The sequence below is a fragment of the Bacillus sp. AFS040349 genome (genome assembly GCF_002577655.1).
Lineage (GTDB): Bacteria > Bacillota > Bacilli > Bacillales > Bacillaceae > Metabacillus.
Window position 1 is genome coordinate 1 of the sequence record NZ_NUMC01000190.1, and the last position, 2215, is coordinate 2215.

The 2215-nt window shown below is 33.3% G+C and carries 2 protein-coding genes; both read left to right on the forward strand.

Features of this window, described 5'->3' with window-relative positions:
• On the forward strand, positions 1-1523 hold a 1523-nt coding region (locus COD11_RS25895), incomplete at its 5' end, for a tetratricopeptide repeat protein (RefSeq protein WP_218012767.1).
• A 248-nt stretch (positions 1524-1771) separates the two neighbouring features.
• Positions 1772-2119 carry a hypothetical protein gene (locus COD11_RS25900; protein WP_098799758.1) on the forward strand — a complete coding sequence of 116 codons (348 nt, stop codon included), beginning with the start codon at positions 1772-1774 and terminating at the stop codon, positions 2117-2119.
• Positions 2120-2215: the final 96 nt, after the last annotated feature.

Here is a 2215-nt window from a genome sequence, read left to right on the forward strand (position 1 = left end):
AGATCATAATTGTTTTATTAGGGGCAATCTATTTATTTCTAGACAATGAAATAGGAACAATCGTTTTATTAATAGGGTTCATTTGTTTGTTTGCGTTGTTTGTATTAACGCTCATAGGTTTAGTAAGAGGGAGTATAAAGTGGTTGAAACTGAATAATAGATTTAGCATATCTTTAATCCTTATCTACGTAGTGGTAACAAGCATTCTATTATGTGGGATTTGGGGATTCAATTTTGTGTTACATCATGAGTTCGGTATAATGTCTGCAAAAGAAAAAATTCAAATTTTTCAAGGGGAAATTGTAAGTAGCGATGAGATGCGACTGGAAATCATTCAGGAATACCCTGTTTTAGAGCATCAACATATAACCTTTAGGTACCATCCTGATACGGAGAAACAGGTGCAAGAGATTATCAATAGAATGGAAGATATTACGCAACTTGAAAAAGAAATTTTTGGAGAAGAAATCACAAAGACCGAGACGTTAGAAGTAATTGTTCTTCGTAGTTCCAAAGAATTCAATCAGCTAAACCCTATTTTTACCGAAACCATAGGTGGCTCTTATGAATCAACCAATAAAAGAGTGATAATTTATCAAAGCAGAGAAAACTTTGCAGATAGCGAATCCTTTATGATTGGTACGTTTGCACATGAATATGGTCATTTTCTTCTTGACTTATTTTCGAAGGAAAAAGGAATACATAGTGATGAATTTCCAGCTTGGTATAACGAAGGATTATGTGAATATATAAGACATCAAATTGTTGATAATATCCAAATCCGAGAAGAAATTAACACTAATATAAAGTATACAGACCTACATACATCAGAAAATTGGAATTCTGAATCGGAAAATACGGATGTATATTATTTAGCCCAAAGAGCAATCGAATATATTGTAGGACGTCAAGGTAATGCAGAGGTATTATCGAACATTCTCCTACATCAAAAGGAAACTGGAACATTTGAAGAGTCCTTCTTTCAACTAACAGGGGTGAAATTAGATACATTAAACAAAACCATTTTTTCAATGAAGGAAGATCTAGAAGAAGCATGGAAAGCATGGTCGCAAGAATCAGATTTTGAAAAGGCTGGAAAACTTTATGAAGAAATAACAGAGAAATATTCTCACGAAAGCTTAGTTTGGCATCAATTCGCATTAATGCTAGAAGAACAAAAGAAGTGGGATGAAGCACTCATTGCTAGACGAAAGGTGATTAGCTTAAGTCCAGAGGATTCAGCTGGTTTCCAAAACATATCCTATTTATTAACAATTATTGATCCAAGTGAATCCTTAGAAATGGCGAATAAAGCTTTGGAATTAACGAAAAAGGATCCAGATGGAAATGTTGAATTCATACAGAAGTGGTTAAATGAAATCTCTCAATTTAATGATCTGATAAGTGAAGAAAAATATGCAGAGGCATATCAAGCTATTCTCCGAAGTGAACAATTGTCCTACCAGACTACTGTATTGGAAGAATTAAAAAAACAAGAAAAAGAGAACTCTTCGGGGCTATGACTAAGAAATTATAAATATTTCTGAGTATTAATACGCTATATTAATAAAGAGAGTTTTAAGCTAACAGGTGCTCATGTTGAACTAGAAACCAGAAAAACAAAAGATCCTTTTCTGCGTAGTACAACGATACTATGCAAAAAAATAGAAGAATATTGTTCTTCATCAAAGCGCGATTGTTGCAGAAAGTGATCGCTTTTACATATCGAAGAAGAAGAACTATTAATAGAGTACCTTATAGGAGTGAGATTTTGAAAAAACATATTTTGATTTCTCTTTTAGCCTGCCTATCTATGTTGATTAGTGGATGTAATTTTTTTCAAGGGGGGAAATTACCAATTGAGATGGTTGCCTTTAATAGCCTAACAAAAGAGGAACAAGATAAAATTCCTGTGTCTCCAAAAGATTCATCAGTAAAAAAAGTGACAGTAAATGATGAATTAAGTGAACAGCTTGGCAATAATCTTATCGGTAAGAGGCTATATGCAGTAATATTTAATGGTACTGAAACTGATTCTTTAGGCAAACTTATTGTCTATGTGGATTTGAATAAAGAGACAGTTGTTGGAAAAGGTTATGAGAAAAAACTAAATAATTGATTCTCCACAAACGGGCGCTTTTATGTAATAAAAAAAGAGCACATATTATACACGACTAATATGTGCTCCTCTTTATTGCGTGCCCAGCAAGCCGTT